This is a genomic window from Sphingobium sp. SA916, assembly GCF_002894065.1.
GTDB classification, from domain to species: Bacteria; Pseudomonadota; Alphaproteobacteria; order Sphingomonadales; family Sphingomonadaceae; genus Sphingobium; species Sphingobium fuliginis.
Genome location: NZ_LXYF01000001.1, coordinates 128,847 through 153,421, shown reverse-complemented (window position 1 = coordinate 153,421; position 24,575 = coordinate 128,847). Strand labels below are relative to the sequence as shown.

General features: G+C 65.0%; 27 protein-coding genes and 3 tRNA genes. 18 read left to right on the top strand and 12 right to left on the bottom strand.

The genetic code is table 11. The features are described from left to right. Positions 1-92: 92 nt before the first annotated feature. The 4 genes from A8G00_RS00790 to A8G00_RS00775 all read right to left on the bottom strand — a co-directional run bounded on the left by A8G00_RS00790 (position 93) and on the right by A8G00_RS00775 (position 2,233). A complete protein-coding gene (locus tag A8G00_RS00790) occupies positions 93-1,139 on the bottom strand; it encodes a LacI family DNA-binding transcriptional regulator (protein ID WP_102999707.1) in 1,047 nt (348 codons plus the stop codon). A 66-nt stretch (positions 1,140-1,205) separates the two neighbouring features. Further along, positions 1,206-1,700: an Lrp/AsnC family transcriptional regulator gene (locus A8G00_RS00785; RefSeq protein WP_172451714.1), complete on the bottom strand. Its 495-nt coding sequence runs from the start codon at positions 1,698-1,700 to the stop codon at positions 1,206-1,208. 58 nt (positions 1,701-1,758) lie between these two features. Beyond that, positions 1,759-1,835 (bottom strand) — tRNA-Pro (locus tag A8G00_RS00780). 104 nt (positions 1,836-1,939) lie between these two features. Further along, positions 1,940-2,233 (bottom strand): JAB domain-containing protein, encoded by a 294-nt coding sequence (locus tag A8G00_RS00775; RefSeq protein WP_102999705.1) that lies wholly within the window; start codon positions 2,231-2,233, stop codon positions 1,940-1,942. 156 nt (positions 2,234-2,389) lie between these two features. Between A8G00_RS00775 and thyA the strand changes: the two genes are divergently transcribed. The 4 genes from thyA to A8G00_RS00755 all read left to right on the top strand — a co-directional run bounded on the left by thyA (position 2,390) and on the right by A8G00_RS00755 (position 7,079). Next, the gene (gene thyA, locus A8G00_RS00770) at positions 2,390-3,325 is read left to right on the top strand and encodes a thymidylate synthase (RefSeq protein ID WP_102999704.1); all 936 of its coding nucleotides are present in this window, start codon (positions 2,390-2,392) and stop codon (positions 3,323-3,325) included. A 107-nt stretch (positions 3,326-3,432) separates the two neighbouring features. Beyond that, on the top strand, positions 3,433-4,728 hold the full coding sequence (locus A8G00_RS00765) for a 3-methyl-2-oxobutanoate dehydrogenase (2-methylpropanoyl-transferring) subunit alpha (RefSeq protein WP_102999703.1): 1,296 nt from the start codon (positions 3,433-3,435) through the stop codon (positions 4,726-4,728). Positions 4,729-4,778: 50 nt separating this feature from the next. Next, positions 4,779-5,783, top strand: a complete 1,005-nt coding sequence (locus tag A8G00_RS00760; RefSeq protein ID WP_102999805.1) for an alpha-ketoacid dehydrogenase subunit beta — start codon at positions 4,779-4,781, stop codon at positions 5,781-5,783. Positions 5,784-5,792: 9 nt separating this feature from the next. Beyond that, positions 5,793-7,079, top strand: coding sequence for a dihydrolipoamide acetyltransferase family protein (locus A8G00_RS00755; protein WP_102999702.1), 1,287 nt, complete (start codon positions 5,793-5,795; stop codon positions 7,077-7,079). A gap of 57 nt (positions 7,080-7,136) precedes the next feature. On the opposite strand, the gene A8G00_RS00750 is transcribed toward A8G00_RS00755, so the two are convergent. Beyond that, positions 7,137-7,832 carry a hypothetical protein gene (locus tag A8G00_RS00750; protein WP_102999701.1) on the bottom strand — a complete coding sequence of 232 codons (696 nt, stop codon included), beginning with the start codon at positions 7,830-7,832 and terminating at the stop codon, positions 7,137-7,139. A gap of 160 nt (positions 7,833-7,992) precedes the next feature. On the opposite strand from A8G00_RS00750, the gene A8G00_RS00745 reads away from it, so the two are divergent. Next, a complete protein-coding gene (locus A8G00_RS00745) occupies positions 7,993-8,214 on the top strand; it encodes a hypothetical protein (protein ID WP_025550926.1) in 222 nt (73 codons plus the stop codon). A 41-nt stretch (positions 8,215-8,255) separates the two neighbouring features. Then, positions 8,256-9,122 (top strand): EamA family transporter RarD, encoded by an 867-nt coding sequence (gene rarD / locus A8G00_RS00740; RefSeq protein ID WP_076605722.1) that lies wholly within the window; start codon positions 8,256-8,258, stop codon positions 9,120-9,122. On the opposite strand, the gene A8G00_RS00735 is transcribed toward rarD, so the two are convergent. Next, entirely contained in the window at positions 9,119-10,444 is a 1,326-nt protein-coding gene (locus tag A8G00_RS00735; RefSeq protein WP_102999700.1) for a dihydroorotase, read from the bottom strand. The genes rarD and A8G00_RS00735 overlap by 4 nt on opposite strands. A 62-nt stretch (positions 10,445-10,506) precedes the next feature. On the opposite strand from A8G00_RS00735, the gene A8G00_RS00730 reads away from it, so the two are divergent. Continuing rightward, complete coding sequence (locus A8G00_RS00730) at positions 10,507-11,244, top strand: folate-binding protein YgfZ (protein ID WP_044662556.1); 738 nt, start codon at positions 10,507-10,509, stop codon at positions 11,242-11,244. Then, entirely contained in the window at positions 11,241-11,987 is a 747-nt protein-coding gene (locus tag A8G00_RS00725; RefSeq protein ID WP_102999699.1) for a glutaminyl-peptide cyclotransferase, read from the top strand. Before A8G00_RS00730 ends, A8G00_RS00725 begins: the two co-directional genes overlap by 4 nt. A 74-nt stretch (positions 11,988-12,061) precedes the next feature. On the opposite strand, the gene A8G00_RS00720 is transcribed toward A8G00_RS00725, so the two are convergent. Next, entirely contained in the window at positions 12,062-12,529 is a 468-nt protein-coding gene (locus A8G00_RS00720) for a hypothetical protein (RefSeq protein WP_102999698.1), read from the bottom strand. 173 nt (positions 12,530-12,702) lie between these two features. On the opposite strand from A8G00_RS00720, the gene A8G00_RS00715 reads away from it, so the two are divergent. From A8G00_RS00715 to A8G00_RS00705, 3 genes are all read left to right on the top strand, one after another. Next, positions 12,703-13,857, top strand: coding sequence for an AI-2E family transporter (locus A8G00_RS00715; protein ID WP_044662553.1), 1,155 nt, complete (start codon positions 12,703-12,705; stop codon positions 13,855-13,857). 41 nt (positions 13,858-13,898) lie between these two features. Further along, positions 13,899-13,975 (top strand) — tRNA-Asp (locus tag A8G00_RS00710). A gap of 82 nt (positions 13,976-14,057) precedes the next feature. After that, positions 14,058-14,134, top strand: a tRNA-Asp gene (locus A8G00_RS00705). Between the two features lie 99 nt (positions 14,135-14,233). On the opposite strand, the gene A8G00_RS00700 is transcribed toward A8G00_RS00705, so the two are convergent. The 4 genes from A8G00_RS00700 to A8G00_RS00685 form a co-directional block, all read right to left on the bottom strand. Then, positions 14,234-14,476, bottom strand: a complete 243-nt coding sequence (locus tag A8G00_RS00700) for a DUF2842 domain-containing protein (RefSeq protein ID WP_025552055.1) — start codon at positions 14,474-14,476, stop codon at positions 14,234-14,236. Next, positions 14,473-15,051, bottom strand: coding sequence for a 5-formyltetrahydrofolate cyclo-ligase (locus A8G00_RS00695; protein WP_025552056.1), 579 nt, complete (start codon positions 15,049-15,051; stop codon positions 14,473-14,475). The genes A8G00_RS00700 and A8G00_RS00695 overlap by 4 nt, the downstream gene beginning before the upstream one ends. Before the next feature lie 197 nt (positions 15,052-15,248). Further along, positions 15,249-15,584 (bottom strand): cell division protein ZapA, encoded by a 336-nt coding sequence (locus A8G00_RS00690; RefSeq protein ID WP_044662552.1) that lies wholly within the window; start codon positions 15,582-15,584, stop codon positions 15,249-15,251. Next, on the bottom strand, positions 15,577-15,783 hold the full coding sequence (locus tag A8G00_RS00685) for a hypothetical protein (protein WP_235600832.1): 207 nt from the start codon (positions 15,781-15,783) through the stop codon (positions 15,577-15,579). The genes A8G00_RS00690 and A8G00_RS00685 overlap by 8 nt, the downstream gene beginning before the upstream one ends. A 173-nt stretch (positions 15,784-15,956) precedes the next feature. On the opposite strand from A8G00_RS00685, the gene tkt reads away from it, so the two are divergent. From tkt to A8G00_RS00665, 4 genes are all read left to right on the top strand, one after another. Continuing rightward, positions 15,957-17,924: a transketolase gene (gene tkt / locus A8G00_RS00680; protein ID WP_102999697.1), complete on the top strand. Its 1,968-nt coding sequence runs from the start codon at positions 15,957-15,959 to the stop codon at positions 17,922-17,924. A gap of 28 nt (positions 17,925-17,952) precedes the next feature. Continuing rightward, on the top strand, positions 17,953-18,963 hold the full coding sequence (gap, locus tag A8G00_RS00675) for a type I glyceraldehyde-3-phosphate dehydrogenase (RefSeq protein ID WP_025552063.1): 1,011 nt from the start codon (positions 17,953-17,955) through the stop codon (positions 18,961-18,963). A 75-nt stretch (positions 18,964-19,038) separates the two neighbouring features. Continuing rightward, the gene (pgk, locus tag A8G00_RS00670; RefSeq protein WP_025552065.1) at positions 19,039-20,241 is read left to right on the top strand and encodes a phosphoglycerate kinase; all 1,203 of its coding nucleotides are present in this window, start codon (positions 19,039-19,041) and stop codon (positions 20,239-20,241) included. Positions 20,242-20,366: 125 nt separating this feature from the next. Beyond that, entirely contained in the window at positions 20,367-21,263 is an 897-nt protein-coding gene (locus tag A8G00_RS00665; RefSeq protein WP_061935359.1) for a fructose bisphosphate aldolase, read from the top strand. A gap of 97 nt (positions 21,264-21,360) precedes the next feature. On the opposite strand, the gene A8G00_RS00660 is transcribed toward A8G00_RS00665, so the two are convergent. After that, on the bottom strand, positions 21,361-22,083 hold the full coding sequence (locus A8G00_RS00660; RefSeq protein ID WP_048575878.1) for a DUF72 domain-containing protein: 723 nt from the start codon (positions 22,081-22,083) through the stop codon (positions 21,361-21,363). A gap of 75 nt (positions 22,084-22,158) precedes the next feature. Here A8G00_RS00660 and thiE point away from each other — a divergent pair, with 75 nt between their 5' ends. The 3 genes from thiE (at position 22,159) to A8G00_RS00645 (ending at position 24,561) form a co-directional block, all read left to right on the top strand. Continuing rightward, positions 22,159-22,854 carry a thiamine phosphate synthase gene (gene thiE, locus A8G00_RS00655; RefSeq protein WP_044662546.1) on the top strand — a complete coding sequence of 232 codons (696 nt, stop codon included), beginning with the start codon at positions 22,159-22,161 and terminating at the stop codon, positions 22,852-22,854. A gap of 70 nt (positions 22,855-22,924) precedes the next feature. Then, complete coding sequence (locus A8G00_RS00650) at positions 22,925-24,004, top strand: L,D-transpeptidase (protein WP_102999696.1); 1,080 nt, start codon at positions 22,925-22,927, stop codon at positions 24,002-24,004. Continuing rightward, entirely contained in the window at positions 24,001-24,561 is a 561-nt protein-coding gene (locus A8G00_RS00645) for a M23 family metallopeptidase (protein WP_102999695.1), read from the top strand. Before A8G00_RS00650 ends, A8G00_RS00645 begins: the two co-directional genes overlap by 4 nt. The last annotated feature ends 14 nt before the right edge of the window (positions 24,562-24,575 follow it).

Sequence of the window (24,575 nt, the reverse complement as noted above, 5' to 3'; positions counted from 1 at the left end):
GCCGGTTCCGTGCTGCTGTGAAAGCAGGAGCACGGTGCAGCCCTGGTGGATCGCTGCCGCGCTAGAACCCGGCCCTCACGAGAGAAAAGCCGTCAATGCGGAACGGCGTCCGACTGCCGCCGGATCAGTTCATAATCGAGCAGCAGATGCGAAGGCTTTTCCCCCGACTTGCCCTTGCGCGCCTTGATCTGCCGCACCAGCAATTCGACGGCGGCACGTGACATGGCGCTGATCGGCTGGCGGATCGTCGTCAGTTCGGGCCAGATCGTGGTCGCCAGCGACGTATCGTCGAAGCCGCAGACGGTCAGGTCGCCCGGCACGTCCAATCCGCTGCGATGGGCGATGGCGACGGCCGCCGCCGCCATGTCGTCATTGCTGGCGAAGATCGCGGTCGGCGGCTCGGGCAGCGCCAGAATGCGTTCCGCCGCATCCAGTCCGGAGCGATAGGTGAAATAACCCTGCTCGACCAGCCTCTCGTCCGGCTCGATACCCGCCTCCGCCAGCGCATCCCCATAGCCTTCGAACCGGCGCTGGCTGGCGCTCTGGTTCGGGTGGCCCTTGATGAAGCCGATGCGGCGGTGGCCCAGCGCGATCAGATGGCGCGTCATCGCCAGCGCCGCGGCATGGTCGTCGATGCTGACGGCCGACATGTCTGCTGGCGCTTCCCCGGTGGCGACCGCGACCGCGACGATGTCCGCCGCCTTCAGCGCATCCTTCATGGCCTGATGATCGCACAATGGGGGCGGAAGGATGACTCCGTTGATCCGGCCGCGCAACAGATGGTCGACCACCGTGTCGATGGCGGTTTCCTCATCCCATTTCTCCACCACCAGATCGACCCCGCTGCGGCTCGCCTGGTCCAGGCTGCCGACCAGGAATTCGCTCAGATAGGAAGCCGACGGGTTGCTGTAGAGCAGGCCGATACGGGTTTCGTCCCCGCCCGCCAGACTGCGCGCGGCGGCGCTGGGCGAATAGTTGAGCGCGGCGATGGCCGCTTCCACCTTTTCCTTGGTGGCGCTTCTCACGATCTGTTCGCCGTTGATGACGCGGGACACCGTCATGGGCGACACACCCGCATGTTTCGCAACATCGTTGATGGTAGGGGCGTTGCGCTGCCGCCTAGAGCTTCTCGGTTCCATGAGCGTAATGGTAACGGGAAGCTCGCCCGATACTAAGCAAAATCCTCCAACCCGCTTACGGACCGGTCAGGCGCGGCTCCTGTTCCGGGGATGGCCGCCCGCATCCAGCACGGTTTCCATCGCGACATAGGTGGAGGTGCTGGCGACATGGGGCAGGCTGGAGATCTTCTCGCCCAGCACGGCGCGGTAACGGCGGATGTCGGCCGTCCTCACCTTCAGCAGATAATCGAAGCTGCTAGCGATCATATGGCATTCCTCGACCTCGGGAATGCGGCGGACGGCGGCATTGAACTCATCCAGCGCCTTTTCGCGCGTGTCGGACAGCTTCACCTCCGCAAAGGCGACATGGTCCATGCCCAGCTTCGCGGGATCGACGATGGCGCGAAACCCGCGGATCACCCCGGTGTCGATGAGGCGACGCAGACGAACCTGACAGGGCGTCTTGGACAGGCCCACCGTCTGGGCAAGATCGGTGACTGTCATGCGGCCATCCTCGACCAGGGCGGCGACGATCTTCCGATCGAACTCGTCCATTTCGATCGTCGTCGGCTGATTTTTCATGGATTGCGCCGTGGGAGCAAGTTGTCGCGAAAAGCCATGCATTTTCCGACAAGGATGATGGTCGGGGAGAGAGGATTCGAACCTCCGGCCCCTGCCTCCCGAAGACAGTGCTCTACCAGGCTGAGCTACTCCCCGACCGATAGCGGGTCCGTTTCGAGGCGGTCCCGCTGGGCAGGCCGCAGCCTATAGAGGCGGCTTTTCCGGCTGGCAAGCGGCCGATGCGGTTTTTTTTGGGCAGCTTATAAAAGCCCCGCCTGGCGGAAGCTGAAACGGCCTTTTCCGGTGTGGATCACATGGTCCGCCAGTGCGATCTCGATCGGCCGCAGGCGTTTCGACAGGGTCCGGGTCAGCCGGATGTCGGCCCAGCGGGGAAGGGGGCTGCCCGGCCGTTGCTGTTCGATCGCGAGCCAATGGCTTTCCCATCGCATTAGCGCGCCCACGGTGCAGTGCCAGTCCTGATCGGCGCGCAGCCGGTGGAGTGGGCGCCATTCCTCGTCCAGGACGAGGAGGTTTAGGGAAACGCATTCACGCATGCGCGGCAGAATGGGCTTGCGCCGCGTGAGCGGTAGGGGAAGGCTGATCCCTTTCCGACCGGATGGCGGACAATTTGATCCGTTTCGCAGCATTTGGCGTCGGCGGGCCGCTTCGCTACAGGAGGGGACATTCGCCAGAATCATGAAAGTGTCCGCATGGCATCCTTCCCGCCCCATTATGAGCAGCAATATCTGGACCTGATGCGGCAGATCTGGCGGCATGGGGATGAGCGGATCGACCGGACGGGCGTGGGCACGCGGTCGATATTGGGCGCGACGATGCGCTTCTCCCTGGCCGACGATGCGGTGCCGCTGCTCACCACCAAGCGGGTCTACTGGAAAGTCGCGGCGCGGGAGATGCTCTGGTTCCTGACCGGCGACACCAACATTCGCGAACTGGTGCGGCAGGGCGTGCATATCTGGACCGACTGGCCGCTCGACAGCTATCGCCGGGCCACGGGCGAGGAGATCGACCGCGATGCGTTCGAGGCGCGGATCGTCGAGGATGAGGCTTTCGCGGCGCGTTGGGGCGATCTGGGGCCGGTCTATGGCGCGCAATGGGTGAATTGGCCGCGCTATGAGGAGGTCGGGGACGGGCTCTACCGCCGGGCCGCGCAGGGACATAACCAGATTGCTGATCTGGTCGAGGCGATCCGGACCAGTCCCGGATCGCGGCGTTTGCTGTTCACTGGCTGGAACGTGGCAGAAGTATCGCGCATGGCGCTGCCGCCCTGCCACATGACCTATCAGTTCCAGGTGGCGAACGGGCGCCTGAACGGGCTGCTGTTCCAGCGGAGCTGCGATCTGGGGCTGGGATTCGCTTTCAATATCTTCGGCCTGTCGATGATCACCCGGATGCTGGCGCAGCAATGCGAACTGGAGGCAGGCGAGATCGTCTGGCAGGGCGGGGACGTGCATCTCTACCTCAACCATGCCGCGCTGGTGGAGGAGCAGATCGAGCGAATTCCATCGGGCAGCCCCAAATTGCGGATCAACCGTCGGCCTTCGAGCATTTTCGACTATCGGATCGAGGATTTCGAAGTGGTCGATTATGCACCGCAAAGGCATATCGCCGCCCCGGTCGCCGTCTAGCGGAGGACGAGGCGCGGCCAAATGGGTCAGTAAGGCTTGCCTTTGCGGGTGTTGTAATATAATAATTGCAATGAGCAATATTATTGCAATGCACAAAAGGAGGCAGGATGAGCGACCGGATCGATTCGGACGCCGGAATGGAAGGGGCGGGGCGTAATCTGCCGCCGCTTCGGCTGCATGTGCCGGAGCCGAAATTCAGGCCGGGCGACACCGCCGATTTCAGCGATTTCGACATTCCGCCCGCGGGTGCGCAGCCAAGGCCGGACGAGACCGCGCAGCCGGGCGACATGCGCGACCTTGCCTATGGGCTGGTCCGGGTGCTGGACGAGGAAGGGGCGGCGGTCGGCCCCTGGGATCCGAAGCTGCCGCCCGAAACGCTGCTGAAGATGCTGCGGGCCATGGCGCTGACCCGGGCGTTCGACGCGCGCATGTTCCGCGCGCAGCGGCAGGGCAAGACCAGCTTCTACATGAAGTCGACGGGTGAGGAAGCCGTGTCGATCGGCGCCGCGGCTGCACTGGCCAGCGACGACATGTGCTTCCCCAGCTATCGCCAGCAGGGCATATTGATCGCGCGTGGCTGGCCCATCGTCGACATGATGAACCAGATCTATTCGAACAAGGGCGACAGGCTGAAGGGGCGCCAGCTTCCCATCATGTATTCGGCGCGGGAGGCGGGGTTCTTCTCCATTTCCGGCAACCTCACGACCCAATATCCGCAGGCGGTGGGCTGGGCCATGGCCAGCGCGGCGCGGGGCGACACGCGGATCGCGGCGACCTGGTGCGGGGAAGGGTCCACGGCGGAGGGCGACTTCCATTCCGCCTGCACCTTTGCCAGCGTCTATCGCGCGCCCGTGATCATGAATGTCGTGAACAACCAGTGGGCGATCAGCAGCTTTTCGGGCTTTGCGGGCGCCGAAGCGACGACCTTCGCGGCGCGGGCCATCGGTTATGGCATTGCCGGCCTCAGGGTCGACGGCAACGATGCGCTGGCGGTCTATGCCGCGACGCGCTGGGCCGCCGACAGGGCACGGGCCAATGCGGGCCCGACCCTGATCGAACATTTCACCTATCGGGTCGAAGGGCACAGCACGTCGGACGATCCCAGCGCCTATCGTTCCGCCGACGAGGCGAGCTATTGGCCGCTGGGCGACCCCATCGCACGGCTGCGGAAACATTGCATCGCGCTCGGCATCTGGGACGAGGAGCGGCATGCGGCGATGGACAGGGAACTGGCCGAAACGGTCCGCGACGCGGCGCGGGAAGCGGAGAAGAACGGCATCCTCGGCCACGGCCTGCACCACCCGATGGAATCGATGTTCGAGGATGTGTTCGAGGAAATGCCCTGGCACCTGCGCGAGCAGCAGCAGCAGATGCTCGACGAATGGAAGGCAGCCGGCCTGTGAGCGACATGATGAGCGAAGCGGTTACGGAAACCCACGGCGATACGGTGCAGATGAACATGATCCAGGCGATCAACAGCGCTCTGGACGTGATGATGGAGCGCGACCCCGACGTGGTCGTGATGGGCGAGGATGTCGGCTATTTCGGCGGCGTCTTCCGCGCAACGGCGGGCTTGCAGCAGAAATATGGCAAGAACCGCGTGTTCGATACGCCGATCACCGAATGCGGCATTATCGGCGTCGCGGTGGGCATGGGCGCCTATGGCCTGAGGCCAGTGCCGGAGATCCAGTTTGCCGACTATATCTATCCCGCGCTGGACCAGCTTGTGTCGGAAGCGGCGCGGCTCCGCTACCGATCGGCGGGGGAGTTCATCTCGCCCATGACGGTGCGCTCGCCCTTTGGCGGCGGCATATTCGGCGGGCAGACGCACAGCCAGTCGCCCGAAGGCATCTTCACCCATGTGTCGGGCGTGAAGACGGTGATCCCGTCGACGCCCTATGACGCCAAGGGCCTGTTGATCGCGGCCATAGAGGATAATGATCCCACGATCTTCTTCGAACCCAAGCGCATCTACATCGGGCCGTTCAACGGCCATTACGACGCGCCGGCCAAGAGCTGGGCGGGACATGCGCAGGCGCAGGTGCCGACGGGCTATTATCGCATAAGCCTGGGCGAGGCGCGGGTGGCGCGAGCGGGCGAGGCGCTGACCATAATCTGCTATGGCACGATGGTTCATGTGGTCGAGAATATGGTTGCCGAAATGGGCGTGGATGCGGAAATCCTCGACCTGCGCACGCTGGTGCCGCTGGACATCCAGGCGATCGAGCGGTCGGTGCGGAAAACCGGGCGTTGCCTGATCGTGCATGAAGCCACGCGGACAAGCGGCTTTGGCGCGGAATTGATGGCGCAGGTGCAGGAGCGGTGCTTCTACCATCTCGAAGCGCCGATCGAGCGCGTCACCGGTTTCGACACGCCTTATCCGCACAGTCTGGAATGGGCCTATTTCCCCGGCCCGGTGCGAATTCGCGAGGCCATCAACAAGATTTTGAAGGATTGAGGGGCTGTCATGGCGCTTTTTACGTTCAGGTTGCCGGACATCGGTGAAGGCATTGCGGAAGCGGAGATCGTCGGCTGGCATGTGAAGGTCGGCGACCGAGTCGAGGAAGACCAGCCGATCGCCGACATGATGACCGACAAGGCGACGGTGGAAATGGAATCGCCGGTTGCCGGCACGGTGGTCCGGCTGGCCGGGGAGCCGGGACAGCAGATCGCCATCGGTTCCATGCTGGTGGAGATCGAGACGGAAGGAGAGGGCGAAGCCTCTGCTCCCAATGTCGAGGCAGCTCCGCCGCCCGCGATCACGGCGCCCCTGCCTGAAGCGGCGGGGGAGGGCGGCGAGCGGGGCGATCCTGCCCCAGCCGTTGCTGAGGAAAGGCCGGCCGCGCCCATGCCCTCCGCTAACCTCTCCCAGCAGGGGAGGACGGCTGCGAAGGCCGATGTGCTGGCTTCGCCCGCCGTTCGGGCGCGCGCCAGGGAACTGGGCATCGACCTTTCCCAGGTGAAGCCGAGCGGCGATCATATCCGCCATTCCGATCTCGACGCCTTTCTCCTTTACGGATCGGGGCAGGGCTATCGGCCGGCCGGGCGCTCAGGAAGGCGCGCCGACGAGGAGGTCAAGGTCATCGGCCTGCGCCGCCGCATCGCGGAGAACATGGCCGCCTCCAAACGCGCCATCCCGCATTTCTCATATGTCGAGGAGATCGACGTCACCGCGCTGGAGGAAACCCGCGAGCAACTGAATGCCCATCGCGGCGACAAGCCGAAGCTCACCCTGCTGCCGCTGCTGATCGTGGCGATCTGCCGCGCTCTGCCCGAATTTCCCATGCTGAACGCGCGCTATGACGATGAGGCGGGCGTGGTGACGCGCTATGGCGCCGTGCATATGGGGATTGCGACCCAGACCGACGCTGGACTGATGGTGCCGGTGATCCGCGATGCGCAGGACCGCAATGTCTGGCAGCTCGCGGCGGAGATAAAAAGGCTGGCCGACGCGGCCCGCACGGGCAAGGCGAAGTCGGAGGAACTGTCCGGCTCGACGCTGACCCTCACCTCGCTGGGGCCGCTGGGCGGGGTGGCGACGACGCCGGTCATCAACCGGCCGGAAGTGGCGATCATCGGGCCGAATCGCATTATCGAGCGGCCGGTGTTCCGGGGCCGTGAAGTGGTGCCCGCCAAGCTCATGAACCTGTCGATCAGTTGCGACCATCGGGTGGTCGACGGTTGGGACGCGGCGAGCTTCGTCCAGGCGGTGCGGAAGTTGCTGGAAACGCCTGTCCTGCTGTTCGCGGATTAGGCTATTGGTGGTGGTGAGGGATGGCGGAACGCGGCCTTCTCCGTGCTGCCGGCCCCCTTATCGGCCGTTATCCGCCAGCACGTCCACGCTCGTCTTGCCGTCGGCCGCTTGCGTGAACAGGAGCAGGAAGGCGCTGCCGTCATCCTTGCGCGAGCCGCCCAGTACATGGTCGCCGCCCATAACCTTGTGTTCGGCATCGAAACCCGCGCGGCGCGCCTGGGTATAGTAGAAGTCCATCACGCTCTGCCATGGGACAGGGGTCACGAATGTCGCCGCGCGCAGCGTGCATCCGTCCTTTTCCGCGCCCGCCGCTTCCGTCAGCTGCGCGCCCGGATAGACGGTGAACGGTTCCGGCAGACGGCTGGCCCATTGCGCACCATGGATGAGTCGCTCGCGGCAGAAGGCGTTGCCGCCCGGCTTCTTCTGCTCGCTGGCGACGGCGGCGAGCGACGATTCGGATTCCTTCGCCTCCCCTTCGGCCGGCGCAGGCGTGGCGAGCAGCGTGCCGCCGGCGAGCTTGACGGATGCCGCCAGCGCAGCGGCGGCCTCGCCCTTCAGCGCAGGGAGTTTGGCGGTACGCTGCGGCTGGCCGGCGAGCCGCGGATCGACCACGACCTGGTTGGCGAGCGCGTCCACCGCATTATTGGTGAGCTGGGCGTCGAGCGCGTTCAGATCATCCTCCTTCTTGCCGCAACCCGCCAGCGGGAGGGCGACAAGCATCGCCAGAACATAGAAAGATCGCACAGGCGCCATGGCTTCACTCCTTCGTAAACAGGGGATGAAGAGCAAAGGTTAATTTTCCGTTAGGGATATTGGTGAATCCGGAAATTCGATCCTGGGGCGGGCCAGTCTCTGCCAACTGGCCCGGCCGTCCGCCTTGCCCTGGGCCTGCCGACACGCCATTTGTGCGACCATGCTCAATATCCTGTCAGCTCTGATCGGCCTCGTCACCCTGATCCTGATGATCCCGGCGGTCTTTCCGCTGCTGGGGGCGCTCAACTGGCTGCTGGTGCCGGTCGCGCTGCTGGGCGCCTTTGTCGGTATGTTCTCGACCAGGAATGGCGGGCGCAATTTCTGTCTGGTCGTGGCGGCCTTCGGTGCACTGCGGCTGTTTCTGGGCGGAGGCATCCTCTGAATTCCTCCCCGCCATCGGAACAGGCGGCCCGCCGCGGCCTCATCGCGGCGGTGGCCGCCTACTGCGCCTGGGGGCTGCTGCCGATCTATTTCAAGCTGCTGCATCATGTGAATGCGGTGGAGATCGTCAGCCAGCGCGTGCTCTGGTCGCTGCTGTTGATCCTGGCGCTATTGCTGATGCGGCGCAACCTTGTCGAGTTGGTTACGATATTGCGCGACCGGCGGCTTCTTTCGGCCCTCGCCGCATCGGCCGTCCTGATCGGCATGAACTGGCTGACCTATGTCTGGGCGGTGAACGCCGGGCATGTGCTCGCCGCCAGCCTGGGCTATTTCCTCAATCCGCTGGTCACCGTCGGGCTGGGCGTGCTGCTGCTCCACGAAAGACTGCGACGAGGGCAGTTGGCGGCGGTGGGAATAGCCGCGGTCGGCGTCGCCATCATGGCGGCGACCGCCCTCACGACGCTTTGGATCAGCGTGGCGCTGGCGCTGACCTTCGCCTTTTACGCGCTGATCCGGAAATTGACGCCGGTGGCGCCGATGGTGGGGCTGGGTGTCGAGACATTGCTGTTGATGCCGCCGGCCATGGCCTATCTGTTCTGGCTGTCGGGGCATGGCGGCGTCGGCTTCGGGCAGGACATGCCGACCACCATCCTGCTGATCGCCGCCGGCGCGGTAACGACAGCGCCGCTGCTGCTGTTCGCGACCGCCGCCCACCGGCTGCCCATGGCGACGCTCGGCCTGCTGCAATATCTGGCGCCTTCCCTGCAGTTCCTGTGCGGCATATTGCTGTTCGGGGAAAAGCTGACGGCGGGCCAGATGGCGAGCTTTGCGCTGATCTGGCTCAGCCTCATCCTGTTCGCGGCGGACGGCCTGACCGCTGCCCGCCGCAATCGCCTGGCTACGGTTTAGGCGAACTCGGTCGCTTCGAACCGGACAGGCTCGCCCACCGCCTGGTTGGCCAGTGCGTCCTCCCACATCACGCGATGCCCGCGGATGATGGTGCCGATGGCCTTGCCCGTCAGTTCCATGCCCTCGAAGGGCGACCAGCCGCAGCGCGAAGCCAGCCAGTCGCTGCCGATGGTCCAGCGCTTCTTCAGGTCCACCACGGTGAAGTCGGCATCATAGCCTAGGGCGATGCGGCCCTTGCCCACCAGGCCGAAGACGCGCTGGGGTCCGGAGGAGGTCAGTTCGATGAAGCGGCGCAGCGACAGCCGTCCCTCCGCCACATGGTTGAGCAGCAGCGGGACCAGCGTCTGGATGCCGGGCATGCCGCTGGGCGAGCCGGGATAGGGTTTCGCCTTCTCCTCGATCGTGTGGGGGGCATGGTCGCTGCCCAGCACGTCGGGCACGCCCTGGTTCAGCCAGTGCCACAGACCGTCGCGATGCGCGCCGGACCGGATCGGCGGGTTCATCTGCGCATAGGTGCCAAGGCGGGGATAGGCGTCCTCCGCCGCCAGGGTCAGATGCTGGGGCGTCACCTCGCAGGTCGCTATGTCCTTGTGACGGGCGATATATTCCAGTTCGGCGGGCGTCGTCACATGCAGGATATGGATGCGGCGGCGGGCCTTGCGGGCAAGGTCGATGATCCGCTTCGTCGCGATCATCGCGCTTTCATCGTCGCGCCAGACGGGGTGGGAGGACGGGTCGCCCTCCACGCGATGATCCTTGCGGGCGTTCATCCGCGCCTCATCCTCGGCATGGATGGCGACGCGGCGGGTGCCGCTGGCCAGCACGCGCGACAGGGCGTCGTCATCGTCGACCAGCAGGCTGCCGGTCGAGGCGCCCATGAAGATCTTGACCCCCGACGTGCCGGGAATCCGCTCCAGCTCCTTCAACCGCTCGGCATTATCGGCGGTGGCGCCGACATAGAAGGCATGGTCGCACCACATGCGGTGATGGGCGCGCTTCAGCTTGTCGTGCACGCGATCGGCGGTGTCGGTATTGGGGTTGGTGTTCGGCATTTCGAACACGGCGGTGACGCCGCCCAGCACCGCGGCGCGGCTGCCCGATTCCAGGTCTTCCTTATGCTCCAGCCCCGGTTCGCGAAAATGGACCTGGCTGTCGATGCAGCCGGGCAGCACGTCCAGGCCGGTGCAGTCGATCACCTCTGCTGCGTCGCCCAGCGCCGTGCCGATGGCGACGATCCTGCCGCCGCGCACGCCCACATCCACGCTTTCCGCCCCGCCAGGAGTGTGCACGGTGCCGTTCTTGAGGAGAAGGTCGAAAGTCATGTCGGTCTCGCCAGCTTGGGGGTGGGCTTGGATATGATGGGCGATTGTCCTACCTAAAGCCGATGACCGGCACCACCCTTACCGACCGCGCTCTCCTCAGAATTTCCGGCGAGGAGGCGAAAAGCTTCCTTCAGGGCCTGCTCACCCGCGATGTGCTGGGGCTGAAGGAAGGCGAACCGCGCTGGACCGCGCTGCTGACGCCACAGGGCAAGGCGCTGTTCGACTTCATCCTGTGGGCGGATGGCGAGGATGTGCTGATCGATTGCGAAGCGAGTCAGGCGGAAGCCTTGGCGAAGCGTCTGACGATTTACCGGCTGCGGCGCAAGGTCGCCATTGCTCGGGCCGATGAACTGGCGGTGCATTGGGCGCTGGAGGCGTCCGGCAAGCCTTTCGACCCACGCCTGTCGCAACTCGGCCATCGCTGGATCGCGCCGCCGGATGAGGGCGATGCTTCGGCGGCATTTCGGGCGCACCGGCTGTCGCTCGGCATATTCGAGGGGGTGGGCGAACTGGGACAGGACCAGATCCTATGGCTGGAAACCAATGCCGGCGAACTGGGCGGGGTCGATTATGACAAGGGATGCTATGTTGGGCAGGAAAATACCGCCCGCATGCATTATCGCAACAAGGTGAACCGGCGCCTGGTCGCGGTGCCGCTGGCGCAGGCTGACGAGAAACGGCAGAAGGCCGCGCTGGCCGATCTTGGCCTCTCCATCGAATTGCGGCGGGTGGAGGATGTCGATCCCGCGTTCCTGCCCGGCTGGCTCGCCGGGGCCGTGGCGGATCAGGCCGCCGGATGAAGCGCGCGCTTTTCGCGCTGCTGGGCGCGTGGCTGCTGATCGTTCCCGCTCAGGCGGAAACGCGCTGGACGCTGGTCCGAAGCTATCCGCACGATCCCGGCGCCTTTACCGAGGGGCTCTTCTACCATGACGGCGTCCTGTACGAGAGCACGGGCCTGGAAGGCGAGTCGGAGATTCGGAAGGTCGATCCCAAAAGTGGCAAGGTGCTGAACCGCCGGATCGTTCCCCGCCCTTATTTCGGGGAAGGCATCGTCAACTGGAAGGATCGGCTGATCAGCCTGACCTGGCGGCATCGGCAGGGTTTCGTCTGGAAGCTCGATGATTTTTCGCCGGTTTCCCAGTTCCGTTATGCAGGGGAAGGCTGGGGGCTGACGCAGGATGGGCGCAGCCTCATCATGAGTGACGGCACCGCGCAATTGCGGTTCCTAGACCCGGAAGGGCTGACCGAAGAGCGCCGGATCACGGTGACATGGAACGGCCGCCCGGTGGAGCGGCTCAATGAACTGGAATATGTGAAGGGCGAGATCTGGGCCAATATCTGGTACGACACCCATATCGTCCGGATCGATCCGCGCACGGGCGCGGTGATCGACTGGCTCGACATCGCGCCGCTCCTGAAGGCGAGCGGCGCGAAGGACAGCGAGGCGGTGGCGAACGGCATCGCCTATGACGCGAAGACCGACCGGCTGTTCGTGACGGGCAAGAACTGGGCCAGGCTGTTCGAGATCAGGATCGGGAAATGAATTGGGTGGCGGGCGTATTGGGAGCGGGGCGGTAAGGGCGCCTATTGGCCAATTACACCCGGATCGCCGTACCGTTAACGAACAGTAGCCCGATAGCTTAGCCGACCGCTCTCCCCCGGTGAAATCTCGTCCAGCACGGTCCAGCGGACATGGGTGATGTCGGCAGGCACGGCCCGACGGGTTCCGCCCAGCGGCGTTGGCAGCCAGAGCTCGGCAAGGCGCCCCCAATGAGCACCCCCATCCACCGAAACCTGCATGGCCGGATCGCTGATGTCGAGTTGCGTACCGCGCGGCACGGCATTGGTGACGGCCAGGCCGCGCACCGGACGATTGCCCTCATTGCGCCAGTTGACGACGAAGATAAGCTGGTCGCCCGATCCTGCACGGTCGGCGCTTTCCAGCACGCGGCGGGCGCGGCCGTTGACGTCGGTGCTGACCCGCTCCACGAACATCTGCCGCTCCAAACGGATCTCCTGCCGTGCCGACGCAAGCTGCGGCGCCGCCGTGCAGGCGAGAGCGACGAGCCAAGCCCCCAATTTCATCCCAGTCCCCCAAGCTGTTTCCCGGCCGAATGTGGCAGCAGGTGCCGAAGATTTGGTTAAGGTCTTGTTTCCCTTGCTATCGGCCTGTTTCGCTGATGTAAATCGTCGGGCCTAAATTGACGGACCGGTGCCGCCGGTGCAGAAAAAGGGCGGCGGGCAAGGACATTTCAGGCGTGACACCCCAGGAACAGCAGGAGATCAACCGGCGGCGGGACCGCTTGCTGGCGTCGATCGCGCTGACGACAGGAATCGGGCTGGTCCTGGCGCTGCCCTTCGCCTTAAGGGAGGGGGCGGAGTTCTTCCTGCCGCTGACCGCCGCGCTGGTGATCGCCATTGCGCTGGTTCCGTTCCTGGAATGGATGGAGCGGCGGCGCGTCCCCTCCGCACTGGCGGCGCTGATGGCGGTGATCGCCTTCCTGCTGGTGGCGAATACCGCCCTCGTGCTGATCGTCGTCCCGGCGGCCGACTGGTTCCGGCTGTTGCCCGAGCGCCTTCCCCAGATACAGAATAATCTCGCTCCGTTGATCGATTTCTATTCGCAGCTTCAGCGCTTCGTCGACGAAACGGTGCAGATGCTGGCGACCGGGCCGGTGGCGGCGGCGCAGACGGCGGCGGTGGATGCGCCCCGATCGCTCCTGCAGTTCGCGGCTACCTCCGCCCCAGCGGCGATCATCCAGATGGTGTTCGCGTTGCTCATCATCTATTTCTTCCTTGCCGGCTGGACGCGACTGCGGCGGCGGACGATCAACAGCCGGGGCAGTTTCGATGGCGCAATGGCGGTGGCGCGGGTGATCCAGAATGTGGTCGACGCGACATCCGCCTATGTCCTCACCATCGCGACGATCAACCTGTGCCTTGGCTTGGCGGTGGCGTTGGCGTTGTGGCTGATCGGCATGCCTTCGCCGCTGATGTGGGGCGGAATTGTCGCGCTGCTGAATTTCGTTCCCTATTTCGGGCCGATGCTGGCGGCCGCCTTGCTGGCGCTCGGCGGGCTCATGGTGTTCGACGATGTGTGGAAGGCGCTGCTGCCTGCGGCCTTACAGGTCGGATTCCATCTGGTTGAGGCCAACGTCATCACGCCGACGATATTGGGACGGCGGCTTACCATGAACCCCCTGCTGATTCTGGTGTCGCTGACCTTCTGGGGGTGGGTGTGGGGAACGCCGGGCGCCTTGCTGGGCGTGCCGTTGCTGATCATCATCCAGACAGTCGTGTCGGCGGCCGGAACACCGGACATCGCCGGTTTCCTGTTCGAGCGCGGTACGCTGACGGTCGACCCGCGCAAAGAAAATGACGAAAGCCGTGAAACTGATGTTGCAGGCAGTTGACAGGGGGAATGGGGCCGCATAGATGCCCGCCCACACCGAACGCGGGTGTAGCTCAGTTGGTTAGAGCGCCGGCCTGTCACGCCGGAGGTCGCGGGTTCGAGCCCCGTCACTCGCGCCATTTTCCTCATGGGGGAAGTGGAAGGTTTTCCAGATCAGCATCGTCTGGTGGCCATTGAGGTCATGCCAAGATGCCGCCCTGCGCGGGTGTAGCTCAGTTGGTTAGAGCGCCGGCCTGTCACGCCGGAGGTCGCGGGTTCGAGCCCCGTCACTCGCGCCACTTTCCTTTATAATGGATATGGCTGGAAATTGGCCAATTCAGGACCTTCCCCTCCCGTAAACGGGAGGGGGAATGTCCTGATTCCACCCATCCCCGCCTTCAAAATCCCCGCCAGCGTCCCGTCTCCATCCAGGCGAGCAGGCGCTTCAACGGGAGCACCCAGATCCATATCAGGCCCAGGAAAACATAGACCGGCACCTGCACCATCATCGGCAGTCGTCCGATCAGCGCCGACAGGCTGCCCACAAGCACGGCCCAGAGCGCGATCAGGCCCAGGATCACGAACATGCCCACCGGCTTGCGCCAGCTCGGCTTGTAGGCTGGCCGGGGGTCCGTGCTCATGCTTCATATCCTTCGATCAGTTCGACTTCGGTCAGGATCAGGTGCAGCGGCAGATCCCATGGGTCCGCGGGCAGATCGTCATGCTCCTGCACCGACCAGCCGAGGCCGATCCTCAAGGCATCCGGATAGCGGGCGAACACCCGGTCATAATAGCCGCCCCCTTGCCCCAGCCGGTTCATCGCCCGGTCGAAGCCGATCAGCGGCGCGATGATGACGTCGGGGGTAGCCGGATCGCCCACCGGTTCGGGATGGCTGGTGCCGAACAGGCCGGGGAAAAGCTGTTCCTCCGGGTTCCAGCGCACGAAATCCATGCTGCCAAGCCGATCCAGTACGCGGGGCAGGGCCAGCGTCTTGCCCATGGCCTGCAAGGGCGCGGCCAGCCTTTGCGCGGGGGCTTCATCGTCGAGGCCCATATAGAGAGCCACCACCTCAGCGTCCGCCAGCCGATGCGCGAGGGGCGAAGGGACCACCTTGAACGCCAGCCGGTGCGCCAGCGGATCGAGCGAAGCCACGAAGGCGCGACGCCTCTGCCGGGCGATGGCACGCAGGGTCGCCTTGTCGGTGTCGTCGCTCATCGGGGGCCTTGAATTGCGGGAGGAGGTGACGGGACCGCCTCGGCCGTGTGCTGGAAAATCCTCTGACGCCTCAACGTCAGGTGGGAACCATGTAGATCGGGCCAGAGCCCGCCCAGGGACAGTCCCCGTGGATGTGATTATCGCCTCAGGGATGTTCGCTAAAGCTCGATACCGCGCAGTGCCCGTCGCCTCTCTATTTAGGCCTGAGGAGCGGCGGCGACAAGTCTCTCGCGCAGCTTTTCTATGCGGGTGGCGAGGGATTCGAGCGCGCGGATGGCAGGCTCGTCCTCCGGCTCCAGCGCCAGGGTCTGTTGCCGCCCTATCGCCTCGCGCTTCAGGTCGTTGAGTTCGTCGGCCAGGAACAGCGCGGCGAACAGCAGCGTGCGCACCTCGGTCAGGCCCGGGGTGTTCTGCTGCGCCAGTCGCGCCTTGCGCTCGATCAGGTTGGCGAGATGCGCCAGATGCGCCTCCTCCCCGTCGCGGCAGCGCAGGTCGTAGACGCGCCCGGCAATGTGCAATGTGGTTTCAGCCACCGACCTGTTCCTTCACATCCTGCCCCTTCAATTCGGTGATGAGACTGTCCAGCGACCGCAGCGCCGTGCGGGCGGCGGCGGCGTCGATGCCTGGGGAGGGGCCGGAGGCGGCCGACACAAGGCCTTCCACATCCTGTTCGAGCCGGTCGATCGCGCGTTCCAGAGCGCGGATCGCCTGCATCATTCGGTCACTTGCCATGCTCCACGCATAGACAAAGTTTTCACCGCGCAAAAGCCGTCATTCGGCGGCTTGGCGCGCCCTGGGGGCCACCCGTAGTTGACGCCTTGTCCCTGAGGCGACAAAGGGGGCGCAATTTCGATTCGCTGGCCTTAACAGGGGGCCATAGATAAGCCAGGAAAGACGCCGCTTCGATGACCGTTTCCGAAAAGTCCCTCGCCAACGCCATCCGGGCGCTTTCCATGGACGCGGTGCAGGCCGCGAACAGCGGCCATCCCGGCATGCCGATGGGCATGGCCGACGTCGCCACCGTGCTGTTCAAGGATTATCTGAAGTTCGATCCCAAGGCGCCGAAATGGGCAGACCGCGACCGCTTCGTGCTGTCGGCGGGCCATGGATCGATGCTGATCTACTCGCTGCTGCACCTGACCGGCTATGCGCGTCCGACCATCCAGGACATCGCGAATTTCCGCCAGCTGGGCAGCCCCTGCGCCGGCCATCCGGAGAATTTCGAGCTGGCGGGGGTGGAGGCGACCACCGGGCCCCTGGGTTCCGGCCTTGCCACCGCGGTGGGCATGGCGATCGCCGAGCGGCATCTGAATGCGCAGTTCGGCGACGATCTGGTCGATCACCGCACCTGGGTGCTGGCCGGCGACGGCTGCCTGATGGAGGGCATCAACCATGAGGCCATCGGCCTTGCCGGGCATCTGAACCTGGGCCGCCTGATCGTGCTGTGGGACGATAACAAGATCACCATCGACGGCGCGGTCGACCTTTCGAGCAGCGAGGATGTGCGCGCCCGCTACGCCGCGACCGGCTGGCATGTCGTGTCCTGCGACGGTCATGACATGGCCGATGTGCGCCGCGCCATCGACGAGGCGCTGGCCGATCCGCGCCCCTCGCTGATCGCCTGCGCCACCAAGATCGGTTATGGCGCACCCAACAAGGCGGGCACTTCGGGCGTCCACGGCTCCGCCCTTGGTGAAGCCGAAGTCGCTGCCGCCCGTGAATTCCTTGGCTGGTCGGCCGAACCTTTCGTGATCCCGGAAGACATTGCCGCCGCCTGGCACGTCATCGGCGCAAAGGGCGGCGACGCCCATGCGGCTTGGGCGGATCGTCTTGGTTCCAACGCGCAAAGGGCCGAATTCGAGCGCCGCATGGCCGGCGACCTGCCCGCCGGTTTCTCGCTTGACGCCTATATCGACACGCTGATCGCCAATCCGCAGAAGGTCGCCACCCGCAAGGCGAGCGAACTGACGCTGGGCGCGATCAACGACCTGCTGCCGGAGACGCTGGGCGGCTCGGCGGACCTCACCGGCTCCAACAACACCAAGACCAAGTCGACCGGGCCGCTCACCAAAGACGATTATTCGGGCCGTTACGTCTATTACGGCATTCGCGAGTTCGGCATGGCCTGCGCCATGAACGGCATGGCGCTTCATGGCGGCGTCATTCCCTATGGCGGCACCTTCCTGGTCTTTTCTGACTATATGCGCGCGGGCATCCGTCTGGCGGCGCTCCAGCAGATCCGCGCCATCCATGTGCTGACCCATGATTCCATCGGTCTGGGAGAGGACGGCCCGACCCACCAGCCGATCGAGCATGTCATGTCGCTGCGCATGATCCCGAACCTGGACGTCTATCGCCCGGCCGACATTGTGGAGACGGCTGAGTGCTGGGAACTGGCGCTGAAGGATGCCGACGGCCCGTCGGTGCTGGCGCTGACCCGCCAGAACCTGCCGCAGCTTCGCACCGAGAAGGCGGGTGAAAACCTGTCGGCCAAGGGCGCCTATCGCCTGAAGGCGGCCGCGGCCGAGCGCAAGGTGGTGCTGGTCGCCACCGGGTCCGAGGTCGAGATCGCCGTCGCCACCGCCGCGCTGCTGGAAGAGCAGGGCATCGGCGCCGATGTCGTCTCCATGCCGAGCTGGGCGCATTTCGATGCGCAGCCGCAGGCGTATAAGGATGATCTCCTTCCGCACCATGTCCTGCGCGCCTCGATTGAGGCAGGCACCACTTTCGGGTGGGAGCGTTATGTCGGCATCGCCGGCCTGCGTTTCGGCATCGACACGTTCGGCGCCTCGGCTCCGGCGGAAGTGCTTTACGATCATTTCGGCCTGACCGCCGCCAAGATCGCGCCGCAGATCGTGGCCGCGCTCGACTGAAATTCAAACCAACCGGGAGACAAGTGCAGTGGCAACGAAGGTAGCAATCAACGGTTTCGGCCGCATCGGCCGTCTGGTCGCCCGTGCGATCCTCTCGCGCACCGACCATGATCTGGAACTGGTGAGCATCAACGACCTGGGCGACGCCAAGTCGAATGCCCTGCTGTTCAAGCGTGATTCCGTGCACGGCAACTGGGCCGGCGAAGTGAGCGTCGACGGCAATTTCCTGGTCATCGACGGCAAGCGTATCGCCGTGACCGCCGAACGCGACCCCGCCAAGCTGCCCCATGCCGCCCAGGGCGTGGACGTCGCGCTGGAGTGCACCGGCATTTTCGCGGACAAGGAAAAGGCCAGCGCGCACCTGACCGCGGGCGCCAAGCGCGTCGTCATCTCCGCTCCCGCCACCGGCGTCGACAAGACCGTGGTTTTCGGCGTCAATCATGAGACGCTGAGCGCCGGCGACGTCGTCATCTCGAATGCGAGCTGCACCACCAACTGCCTCGCGCCGCTGGCGAAGGTCCTGCATGACGCCATCGGCATCGAAAAGGGCTTCATGACCACGATCCACAGCTACACCAACGACCAGAACACGCTGGATCAGCTTCACAAGGACATGCGCCGCGCCCGCGCCGCTGCCCTGTCGATGATCCCGACCACCACCGGCGCGGCTCGCGCTGTCGGGGAGGTGATGCCGGAACTGAAGGGCAAGCTGGATGGTTCGTCGGTGCGCGTGCCGACCCCGAATGTTTCGGTCGTCGACCTGAAGTTCATCGCCAAGCGCGCCACCACCGTCCAGGAAGTCAACGAACTGCTGAAGGCCGCTTCGGAATCCGGCCCGCTGAAGGGCATTCTTGGCTATTCGGAGGAGCCGCTGGTGTCCATCGACTATAATGGCGATCCGCGCAGCTCGACCGTCGACAGCCTGGAAACGGCGGTGATCGACGGCACGCTGGTCCGCGTGCTGAGCTGGTACGACAATGAATGGGGCTTCTCGAACCGCATGATCGACACCACCGGGGTCGTGGCGAAGTTCCTCTAAAAAGACCATCAGCCCCGCCGGACCGTCCGGCGGGGTTTTTCATCACCATCCTTATTTTCGCAGCAGGGAGCGATCATGGCAAAGCCGTTCAAGACACTCGACGACATGGGGGACATCACGGGCAAGGTGGTGCTGGTGCGCGAGGATCTGAACGTGCCGATGCAGGATGGTTCCGTCTCCGACGACACCCGCCTGCGCGCGGCGATGCCCACCGTGCTGGAACTGGCCGATCGGGGCGCCAAGGTTCTGATCCTTGCCCATTTCGGCCGTCCCAAGGGCCAGAAGAACCCCGAATTCTCGCTCTCCAAGATCACTCGCCCGCTGACCGCCGTGCTGGGCCGCGACGTGCAGTTCATCCCCGACTGTCAGGGCGAGGCGGCTGTCGACGGCATCAAGGTGATGCGCAACGGCGACATCGCGATCCTGGAGAACACCCGCTTCCATGCCGGCGAGGAAAAGAACGATCCCGCGCTGGTGGAGGCGATGGCGGCGATTGGCGACCTGTATGTCAACGACGCCTTTTCCGCCGCGCATCGCGCCCATGCCTCGACCGAGGGGCTGGCGCACAAGCTGCCCGCCTTTGCCGGCCGATCGATGGAGAAGGAACTGGATGCGCTGCAGGCCGCGCTGGGCGAACCGGTGAAGCCGGTCGCGGCGGTCGTCGGCGGGGCGAAGGTGTCGACCAAGCTCGACGTGCTCAACAACCTCGTCGCCAAGGTCGATCATCTGATCATCGGCGGCGGCATGGCCAATACCTTCCTGTTCGCGCGCGGCGTGGATGTCGGCAAGTCGCTGTGCGAGAAGGATCTGGCGGAGACCGCGGAGGCGATCTTCGACAAGGCGGAAGCGGCGGGCTGCACCATCCATCTGCCCTATGACGTCGTCGTGGCGAAGGAATTTGCCGCCAACCCGCCCTCCTTGCGCACATGCAACGTGCATGAGGTGGCCGAGGATGAGATGATCCTCGACGTCGGCCCAGCGGCGGTCGAGGCGTTGGGCGATGCGCTGAAGAATTGCCGGACTTTGGTATGGAACGGCCCGCTCGGCGCGTTCGAGATCGCGCCCTTCGACAAGGCGACCGTGGCGCTGGCCAAGACCGCGGCGGCGCTCACCAAGGAAGGCGGGCTGACATCCGTCGCGGGTGGCGGCGATACCGTCGCGGCGCTCAACCATGCGGGCGTGGCGGGCGATTTCAGCTTCGTCTCCACCGCTGGCGGCGCGTTCCTGGAGTGGATGGAAGGCAAGGAGCTGCCCGGCGTCAAGGCGCTGATGGCCTGATTCAGATTGCGGCGCGCGCCTTGGAGAGTGGCGCGCTCCGCTCGACCATGGACGCCGTGCAATGGCGTCCGACCCCTAGACGCGCTGCCGGGAGGGCGGCGCATCCAACCAAGAGGTATGTGCAGATGCAGTTCGAGGACATGAAGGCGAAGATCGAGGGCGGCAACGGCTTCATCGCGGCGCTCGACCAGAGCGGCGGTTCGACGCCCAAGGCGCTGAAGGGCTATGGCATCGAGGAAGACGCCTGGTCCACCGAAGAGGAAATGTTCGGGCTGATCCACGATATGCGCAGCCGCATCATCACCTCGCCTGTCTTTTCGGGCGAGAAGGTGCTGGGCGCGATCCTGTTCGAGCGCACCATGGACGGCGAAGCGGGCGGCAAATCGGTTCCGCAGGCGCTGATCGAGCGCGGCGTCGTGCCCTTCATCAAGATCGACAAGGGGCTGGAGGATGAAGCGAACGGCGTTCAGTTGATGAAGCCGAACCCCGGCCTCGACACCTTGCTGCACCGCGCCAAGGCGCTGGGCGTGTTCGGCACCAAGGAGCGTTCGGTCATCAACCTCGCCAATCGCGAGGGCATCGCCGCCGTCGTCAGGCAGCAGTTCGAGGTCGGTCGGCAGGTGCTGGCCGCAGGGCTCGTTCCGATCATCGAGCCGGAAGTCAACATCAAGAGCCCGGAACGCGCAGAGGCCGACCAGATCCTGCTGGAGGAAATCCTCAAGAATCTCGACGCGCTGCCGGGAGACGACAAGGTGATGCTGAAGCTGTCGCTGCCGACCAAGGCCGGTCTGTTCGATCCGCTGGTCGACCATCCCCGCGTGCTGCGCGTCGTCGCCTTGTCCGGCGGTTTCTCGCGTTCCGAAGCCTGCGTCGAGCTGGCCAGGAATCGCGGCATCATCGCCAGCTTCAGCCGCGCGCTGCTGAACGACCTGCGCCACCAGATGAGCGACGAGGAGTTCAACGCCTCGCTGGGCGAAGCGATCGACGAGATTCACGGCGCTTCCACCAGCAAGGCGGCCTGATCTGCGGTGACGGTCGTGAGCGCCCGGAAGGCGCTCGCGGCCGGTCCGCCGTGCTCCCGCCTTCGCAGGAGCACGGTTCGGTTCTGACGGGGTGAAACTAGCCTTTCTCCGTCAGCGCCTTCAATATCCGGGCGTCGGCAATTGCCTGCGCGTCATAGTCATTGTTGAAATAGGCCCAGACGGTCCGGCCGTCGCTGCTCTGCGCCTTCATCCATTCGGCCCAGTCCGCCAGCCTTTCACGCGAATAGCCGCCGCGATATTTCCCCGTCGTGCCGTGGAAGCGGACATAGGCGGTCGAGCCGACACCCAGCCGGGGACTGGCCGAGCCGGGCATGTCATGCACGCAGAGAGCCGCTCCGTACCGCTCCAGCAGCGCAAAAAGTTCATCCACATACCAGCTTGAATGGCGGAATTCGAAGACCGGCACGGGATCGCGCGGCGCGATGCGGAGGAATGCCTCCAGCCTTGGCAGGTCGAGCGAGAAATGCGGCGGGAGTTGATAGAGGACCGGCCCCAGCGTCGGGCCGAAATGCGCGAAGGACTCCATCATCCTCGCCAGCGGTTCCTCGCAATCCTTGAGCTTCTTCATCTGCGTCAGATAGCGGTTCGCCTTGGCCGCATAGCAAAAGCCCCCGGGCGCCTGTTCGCGCCATTTGTCGACGGTTTCCGGCCGGGGCAGGCGATAGAAGCTGTTGTTGATCTCCACCGTGTCGAACTGCTGGGCATAGTAAGCGAACCAGTTTTTCGCCGCCAGCTTCTCCGGATAGAAGCGCCCGCGCCAATCCCGGTAATTCCATCCCGAACATCCGATCCTGATCATGCAGGGGGAACGCGGGTGAGGGCCGATCGGCTCCGCCCTTTTCCAACGCCATCAAAAGCGGCTAAGGCGGGACACATGACCGAATTTACCGATGAAGAATTGGCTCTCGACCCGAATTTCGCAGCCCGGTTCGACAGCGATGACCGGCGGCCGCCCTGTCAGCTCTACCTGATCTCCCCGCCGGCGATCGATGCGGGCTTTGTCGACAGTCTCGCCGCCGCCTTCGATGGGGGCGATGTCGCGGCGTTCCAATTGCGGTTGAAGGGCGTGGGTGACGACGCCATCGCCCAAGCCGCCGCGCCGCTGCAAAAGCTCTGCGCGGAACGGGATGTCGCGTTCATCATCAACGACAGCATGAGCTTGGCGAAGCGCCTGGGGGCCGACGGCGTTCATCTCGGGCAGGGCGACGGCGATCCTCGCGAGGCGCGCAAGCTGCTCGGTCCTTCGGTGCAGATCGGCGTCACCTGCCATGACAGCCGCCATCTGGCGATGGAAGCCGGGGAAGCAGGGGCGGACTATGTCGCGTTCGGGGCCTTTTACCCCACGACCACCAAGGAAACGATCCATCGCCCCGACCCATCGATCCTGGGCTGGTGGACGGCATTGTTCGAACTGCCCTGCGTGGCGATTGGCGGGATAACCCCCGGCAATGCCGCGCCGCTGGTGAAGGCCGGGGCGGATTTCCTGGCGGTGAGCGGGGCGGTATGGGGCCATTCGGATGGGCCGCAAGCCGGCGTGGCGGCATTCCGGGCGGTGTTGGCGCAGGAATAACGGTATAAGGCGGCAGGCAGCTTTCCTGCACTTCAGGCGTTTTCCCTTCCACAAATGGGAGAGTATCGCCTTGAAAACCAATCCGCTGATCCTGACGCTGCTCTGTGCGGCCTGCAACATGACGGTGACGGAAGCCAATGAGAGCGCACCGTCGAACCAGGCGACCGGGCAGGCTGCGCGGCCTGCCGGCGATCCCTACGCCTTCACCGTGGTGCCCGAGCCGACAGGCGCGCCTGCGCGGGTGGAATCGGTGCTGCAGGCGCAGGTGGCGCTGGACCGGGCCGGCTTCTCGCCCGGCGTATTGGACGGGAAGGAAGGCATGTCCTTCACCACCGCGCTCAGGGGTTTCCAGGAGGCGAAGGGCCTGCCGACCACCGGGGAATATGATGAGGCGACGGCCAGGGCGCTGCTGGGCGACCGGCCGCAGCCCGCGACCTGGCTGGTTAAGATACCGGCGGATTTCGCCAGGGGACCGTTCTTTGCGGTGCCCAGGGAACTCAACGATCAGGCGAAGCTGCCCGCCCTTGGCTATCGCAACCTGCTGGAGAAGCTGGCCGAACGTTTCCACACTCGGCCGGAGGCGCTGCTCGCGCTCAACCCTCCGAACACGAAGCTCGGCGCGGGAGCCACGATCCGCGTACCTGCCATCGCCAACCAGCCAGTTGCCCGGATCGAAGGCGACGAGCGCGGCTGGGGCGAGACGCTCGCCGGCCTGGGCGTGGCCAAGGAACAGCCGCAGGCCGACCATATTGTCGTGGACAAGTCGGACGGGGTGCTCTGGGCCTATGACGCGCAGAACCGGCTGATCGCGCAATTTCCAGCCACCATGGGGTCGCAGCATGATCCCCTGCCGATCGGAACGTGGGAAATCAAGGGGTTGAGCCGCAATCCCGACTTCCACTATAATCCGGACCTGTTCTGGGATGCGTCCTCCACCGACCAGAAGGCGGTGCTGAAGCCCGGTCCCAACGGCCCGGTCGGCGTGGTGTGGATCGACCTGTCGAAGCCGCATTACGGCATTCACGGCACGCCGGAGCCGCAGACCATTGGCCGGACGGAAAGCCATGGTTGCATCCGGCTCACCAATTGGGACGCGGCGCGGCTCGCCCAGATGGTGAAGTCCGGCGTGAAGGCGGTGTTCCAGCCATGAGGGCGCGCGGTTGGGCCGGCGTCGGCCTGGCCGTCCTGATCGGCGCGGCCCTCCTGCGCACCTTCGTGCGGATCGTGCCGGCGGACGCGCCTGAGCCTTCCCGGCCTGCGGCGGCGGAAGCCGGTGCCCTGCTGATCCCGGTCGAGGGCGTGCCGCCCTCCGCGCTGAGCGATACATTCGCCCAGGCGCGGGCGAGCGGCGCGCGCGCCCATGACGCCATCGACATCATGGCGGCGCGGGGCAGGGCGGTGCTGGCGGCGGCGGACGGACGGATCGAAAAGCTGTTCTGGAGCGAGGAAGGCGGGCGCACGATCTATGAACGCTCCCCCGACGGACGGCGCATCTATTATTATGCGCATCTGGACGGCTATGCGCCGGGCCTTGCGGAAGGGCAGGCGGTTCGGCGCGGGCAGCGCATCGCGACCGTCGGCAGCACCGGCAATGCCGATCCGGCAGCGCCGCACCTGCACTTCGCGGTGCATGAACTGCGTCCGGGAGAGCCCTGGCATGGCGGGCGGGCGATCAATCCCTATCCCTTGCTGGCGAAACCGCGATAGGCGCCGCCTCTTGC

Coding starts and splice junctions, on each gene's coding strand:
- A8G00_RS00790 (WP_102999707.1), bottom strand. CDS start 1,139: ATGGAACCGAGAAGCTCTAGGCGGCAGCGCAACGCCCCTACCATCAAC.
- A8G00_RS00785 (WP_172451714.1), bottom strand. CDS start 1,700: ATGAAAAATCAGCCGACGACGATCGAAATGGACGAGTTCGATCGGAAG.
- A8G00_RS00775 (WP_102999705.1), bottom strand. CDS start 2,233: ATGCGTGAATGCGTTTCCCTAAACCTCCTCGTCCTGGACGAGGAATGG.
- thyA (WP_102999704.1), top strand. CDS start 2,390: ATGGCATCCTTCCCGCCCCATTATGAGCAGCAATATCTGGACCTGATG.
- A8G00_RS00765 (WP_102999703.1), top strand. CDS start 3,433: ATGAGCGACCGGATCGATTCGGACGCCGGAATGGAAGGGGCGGGGCGT.
- A8G00_RS00760 (WP_102999805.1), top strand. CDS start 4,779: ATGAACATGATCCAGGCGATCAACAGCGCTCTGGACGTGATGATGGAG.
- A8G00_RS00755 (WP_102999702.1), top strand. CDS start 5,793: ATGGCGCTTTTTACGTTCAGGTTGCCGGACATCGGTGAAGGCATTGCG.
- A8G00_RS00750 (WP_102999701.1), bottom strand. CDS start 7,832: ATGGCGCCTGTGCGATCTTTCTATGTTCTGGCGATGCTTGTCGCCCTC.
- A8G00_RS00745 (WP_025550926.1), top strand. CDS start 7,993: ATGCTCAATATCCTGTCAGCTCTGATCGGCCTCGTCACCCTGATCCTG.
- A8G00_RS00735 (WP_102999700.1), bottom strand. CDS start 10,444: ATGACTTTCGACCTTCTCCTCAAGAACGGCACCGTGCACACTCCTGGC.
- A8G00_RS00730 (WP_044662556.1), top strand. CDS start 10,507: ATGACCGGCACCACCCTTACCGACCGCGCTCTCCTCAGAATTTCCGGC.
- A8G00_RS00725 (WP_102999699.1), top strand. CDS start 11,241: ATGAAGCGCGCGCTTTTCGCGCTGCTGGGCGCGTGGCTGCTGATCGTT.
- A8G00_RS00720 (WP_102999698.1), bottom strand. CDS start 12,529: ATGAAATTGGGGGCTTGGCTCGTCGCTCTCGCCTGCACGGCGGCGCCG.
- A8G00_RS00700 (WP_025552055.1), bottom strand. CDS start 14,476: ATGAGCACGGACCCCCGGCCAGCCTACAAGCCGAGCTGGCGCAAGCCG.
- A8G00_RS00695 (WP_025552056.1), bottom strand. CDS start 15,051: ATGAGCGACGACACCGACAAGGCGACCCTGCGTGCCATCGCCCGGCAG.
- A8G00_RS00685 (WP_235600832.1), bottom strand. CDS start 15,783: ATGGCAAGTGACCGAATGATGCAGGCGATCCGCGCTCTGGAACGCGCG.
- tkt (WP_102999697.1), top strand. CDS start 15,957: ATGACCGTTTCCGAAAAGTCCCTCGCCAACGCCATCCGGGCGCTTTCC.
- pgk (WP_025552065.1), top strand. CDS start 19,039: ATGGCAAAGCCGTTCAAGACACTCGACGACATGGGGGACATCACGGGC.
- A8G00_RS00665 (WP_061935359.1), top strand. CDS start 20,367: ATGCAGTTCGAGGACATGAAGGCGAAGATCGAGGGCGGCAACGGCTTC.
- A8G00_RS00660 (WP_048575878.1), bottom strand. CDS start 22,083: ATGATCAGGATCGGATGTTCGGGATGGAATTACCGGGATTGGCGCGGG.
- thiE (WP_044662546.1), top strand. CDS start 22,159: ATGACCGAATTTACCGATGAAGAATTGGCTCTCGACCCGAATTTCGCA.
- A8G00_RS00645 (WP_102999695.1), top strand. CDS start 24,001: ATGAGGGCGCGCGGTTGGGCCGGCGTCGGCCTGGCCGTCCTGATCGGC.